Origin of the sequence: Steroidobacter sp. (genome assembly GCF_016790065.1) — a bacterium.
Classification (GTDB): Bacteria; Pseudomonadota; Gammaproteobacteria; order Steroidobacterales; family Steroidobacteraceae; genus Steroidobacter.
The window spans coordinates 1-4,163 of record NZ_JAEUPY010000356.1; the positions used below are offsets into that span (position 1 = coordinate 1).

The 4,163-nt window shown below is 61.2% G+C and carries 3 protein-coding genes and 1 pseudogene; all 4 read left to right on the top strand.

What is annotated here, in order from left to right; genetic code table 11:
* Positions 1 to 457 (top strand): hypothetical protein (locus JNL55_RS14790; RefSeq protein WP_293854662.1); only part of this gene is annotated, 457 nt, incomplete at its 5' end.
* Positions 458 to 498: 41 nt separating this feature from the next.
* Complete coding sequence (locus tag JNL55_RS14795) at positions 499 to 1,917, top strand: phosphotransferase family protein (protein WP_293854667.1); 1,419 nt, start codon at positions 499 to 501, stop codon at positions 1,915 to 1,917.
* The gene (locus tag JNL55_RS14800) at positions 1,914 to 3,374 is read left to right on the top strand and encodes a phosphotransferase family protein (RefSeq protein WP_293854670.1); all 1,461 of its coding nucleotides are present in this window, start codon (positions 1,914 to 1,916) and stop codon (positions 3,372 to 3,374) included. The genes JNL55_RS14795 and JNL55_RS14800 overlap by 4 nt, the downstream gene beginning before the upstream one ends.
* A pseudogene (locus tag JNL55_RS14805) lies at positions 3,371 to 4,163 on the top strand (hypothetical protein); the annotation flags it as partial. The gene JNL55_RS14800 and the pseudogene JNL55_RS14805, both read left to right, overlap by 4 nt.

A 4,163-nucleotide genomic window follows, 5' to 3' on the forward strand; every position in this document is an offset into this window, starting at 1 on the left:
TCAGCGCGATCACAGCCGCGGTATTCGTGTCATTACTCAGCTGCATCGACATTGCTGGGCGCAGGGCTGGTTCCCCGAGCGTGATGTCACGTTCAACTTGTACAAGATGGCTGTGCATGGCGACCGGCCGACCATGTCGAACGCCAGTGTGACCAAAAGTGGCCGCCGTTATCCGGCCACGGTGAAGTCGGTGCCGTTCATGGAAGGCCGGGACGATCACGCCATGCGTTACACCATCGTGCTCGACAGCGAGCTCGGTGAGATGACGTTCCGCATGAAGCGCATTCTGGTGAGCATGCCGACGGCGTTCACTTCGCCCTATGACAAGAGTCCCGGCTCGATTCCTGGATTTCACGCTGCGTCCTCGAACGAAGAGGCGGTGACGTGGGAGTGGGAGGGCGTGGAAGGGCTGGGCTGGAGCGAACGCTCCTTCAATGCGAGTCCGTTTCCGGAATGATCGCGCATCCGCCACCTAGCCTCGAACACTTGCTCGCGGCAATGCTGGCTGCGACGGAGCGTCTGGAGTTCCAAGGCGAGCAAGGCTCGGGCGTGAGTTCGACGCGGCGAGCGTTTCAAACTGCACTGACGATTCTGCTTGCTCGCGAACGCGGTGGCAGTGCCGCTGCGTTTGAGCGCTTACGCGAAGTTCAAACATTGCTGGCTGCTCAACCTTGGGCCGCGGCGGCTCCGATTGCTGAGCGTTCCATGGACATCGCCCAGGCCGAGAACGAGCTGGCGAGAGTGCTGTATCAGAACGAGTTGGCTCTGTGCGAAACCAACGCGGTACTCGACGCTCGCGGTGTGAAAGCTCTGTGCGATTGGGAATTCGCGGATCTAACGCGCGCCTCGAACGCCGTCGGCACCGCTCAAGAAGTCGCTGATCTGTCCATCGATGCGACCAAGCTGCAAGCGTATCTGCAAGATCGCTTCAAGGAGCCAAGCCTGACTGTCACCGAGTGTCGCCAGCAAATGGGCGGCTTCGGCAAGGAAACCTATTTGTTTTCGGTGCAAGGTCAACGGCTCGCTGGCGATTTCGTCATGCGACGCGACCATCCCATCGAACTCATTCCCGGCGCGTGTCATCGCGTGGCGAAAGAGTTCCACGTCATCAAAGCCGTGCGCGACGAAGGTTTTCCTTCGCCCGATGCGCTGTGGGTGGACACCGAGCATGCCTTACTGCCCGGCGGTGACTTCATCGTTATGCGTCGCAGTCCGGGTGCTGCTGGCGGCACGTTACAAGGGGCAGGCGCGGCACCGAGTCCAGCGCTCAATGACCAACTCGGCACGGTGATGGGGCGCCTGCATTCGTTGCCGCCGCTGACCCGACTCGGCACCTTGAACGAATCGATTCGCCCCGAGCTATGGACCGAATCGTCGGCCGAAGTGCTGCGAATCTATCTGCGTGAGTTCCGTTCGATGTTGCTCACCCAGGCGCATGCGCCTTCGCTTGCGACCGTCGCGCTGTTCAACTGGTTGCTGGCGAACGTGCCGGAAACAGGTGCGCGCCCTTGCTTGATCCACGGCGACATCGGCTTCCACAACATGCTGCTCGAGAACGGCGAGATGACGGCGTTGCTGGACTGGGAGAGTTCCCAGATCGGGCACCCGGGCCAGGATCTCGCGTACGTCTACAACGCCGGTCATGCAAGTCTCGATTGGCCTCGTGTGATGCGTGCTTATCAAGCCGCCGGCGGCACGCCGTTGAGCGATCGGGAGCTGCTGTATTTCCGAATCATGATGCTCGGCCGCTTGTTGGTGACGTTGAATATCGGCCCGGCGCGCCTGTTCACGGGCGAGGTGGATAGCGTGAAGCTGCTGAACGCCGAGATGGTGTTCCGGCCGCCGGTGTTTCGCCAGGTTGCCGAGCTGTTGGAACGTTACGAATCGCTGTATGGCGCGGGAGGGCAAGGCGCATGAGCGAGCCACTTGCCGTAGAGCTGGCGATCTTCCTGCGGGCCGCACGCGACGAGTTATTGAGCGTCGCTTCGGGCGAGGAAGATCCATTTCGTCCGCATCGCACGAGGCGTTTGGCCGCAGCGTTGAATCATCTGATCGTGCGTAGCGAATCGGATACCGACGTGGATTGGGCGATGCTGAAGGAGGCCGCGTCGTTTCTGCGTGACGCAGGGCAAAGCTTCTATGTGGCGTGCGATCAGCAGCAGAGCACGTCGACTCGCTTGGCCGGCATTGCCAACGCGTGCTCGGATTTGGCGCGCCGATCCGATGCGCCACGAGTCGATTGCGCTCAGGCTGTCGAACGGATTCATGATCTAGAGGCGCATCGGCGGGAGTTATTGCGTGAGGTTGCGGCGGGCATCGCCAAGAACGATGCAGACAAGCTCGCCAGTCGGCAGCAAGAGATTCCGCCGCTCACCGCCGAGGATGTCGAGCAGTTCCTGCGCGCTCGCTTTCCTGAGAAGCCGGCGCTGCGTGTCGCAAATTTCGTCCGCCCGAATGGCGTGTACTCGAAAGAGAACTACGCGTTCGATCTGGTGGGCTGGAAGGAGCAGCCAGTCGCGGCCATTCTGCGTCGAGATCGCAACTTCGAGATCGTGCCGTCGTCGGCGTCGGGCGAGTTCGAGCTGCTCAACCATCTACATGCGCAGGGCTTGCCGGTGGCGCACTGTATTGCCGCTCAAAGCGACGACACGCTGCCGTTGCGACGGCCGTGCCTCATCATGGAACGCTTGCCAGGTGCCACGCTCGCCAAGGTCGATCCGAAGAGCTTGGAGAAGGTGAATACCAAGGCTGCGACGTCCGAGGTGGTGTTGCAGCTGGCCGAGCCGTTGGCTCGCTTGCATCGCCAGAACATTCACCAGTTGCCGATCTCCAAGGCACCGCTGCGGTTGTCACGGCGCGAGTCCTTCCTGAAGACGCTGGACGAGTACCACGACCGTCTGCATCGGAATCAGCGCGAGGACTTTCCGTTGTTGGAGGCCGGCTTCGCCTGGCTCTACAACAACTCGGCACTGATCGACGACACCACCACGCTGGTCCACAGCGACTACGACCTGCGCAACATCCTGTTCGACAACGGTCGACTCAGCGCGGTGCTGGATTTCGAGCTGGCGCATGTCGGTCACCCGGCCGAGGACCTGGGCTACTTGCGCAAGGACCTGGGCAAGTTGATCCCCTGGCAAGACTTCATCGACGCCTATCTCGCCGCTGGTGGCGTGCGCGTGCCCGATGAGCTGGTCCTTTACTTTCAGATCTGGGCGGTGGTGTTCCACGGTGTGTGCAACATCACGGCCTTCAGCGGTTATCGCAGCGGCGTCCACAACGACGTGTTCCTGGGCACGGTCAGCTTCGTGGAGTTCGAGCGTGTGCAGGAGCGCTTGCTCGAGCTGCTGCCTTCGTCAGGATCCAATAGATGAGCAAAATCGCCAACTACCTCAGTCCCTTCGACGAGTTCCCGATCCATCAATCGTCACAAACCTTTGGTTATATCCCGTCCACGGATTTCACCTGGGACGACGGTTGCTATTTCGGCGTCTTCAGTCCCATACACCGAGTGTTTTTATGTACCGGATATCGGGTCAATCCCAACAGCGACATGATCGGCGGCTTCGCGCTACTCAACGTTGCTGGCATCCAGCGCACGCTGCGCTTCAGTCGCTGCTGGCGGCGCGATATGCGCACTACTGTCGGACCCTTCAGCGTGGAGGTGGTGGAGCCGCTGAAGCAGCTGCGGCTGAAGCTCGAACCGAATGAGAGCGGCATCAGCTTCGACATCCTGTGGGACGGCGTGTCCCCGGCGCAGCTCGAAGAGCATCATCTAGCCGAGCAGCGCGGTCGTCGCACGACCGATCAAACGCGCTATTGCCAGCCCGGCAAACCCACCGGCGTGCTCATCAACGGCGATCGGCGTTGGGACGTGGAGCCGTCGGATTGGAGCTGTGCGCGCGATCACAGCTGGGGGTTGTACGCCGAGCGTCGCCCGTTGTCGCCCGATCCGAAGTGGCTGCCGCCGCGGATCAAGCCGGGCGGCATTCAACGCGCGCTGCGGTTCTGGATCATTTTCCGGAGCGGTGACTACAGCGGCTTCTATCACTTGCACGAAGATGCCGACGGCATCCAACGCGACTTCTCGGACGTGTTCGGCACGGCGCTGGGCGGTTCCATCGTCAAAGGCTGGGATGATTCGCGTCATCAAATCGTTTCGG

Coding starts and splice junctions, on each gene's coding strand:
- JNL55_RS14800 (WP_293854670.1), top strand. CDS start 1,914: ATGAGCGAGCCACTTGCCGTAGAGCTGGCGATCTTCCTGCGGGCCGCA.
- JNL55_RS14795 (WP_293854667.1), top strand. CDS start 499: ATGCTGGCTGCGACGGAGCGTCTGGAGTTCCAAGGCGAGCAAGGCTCG.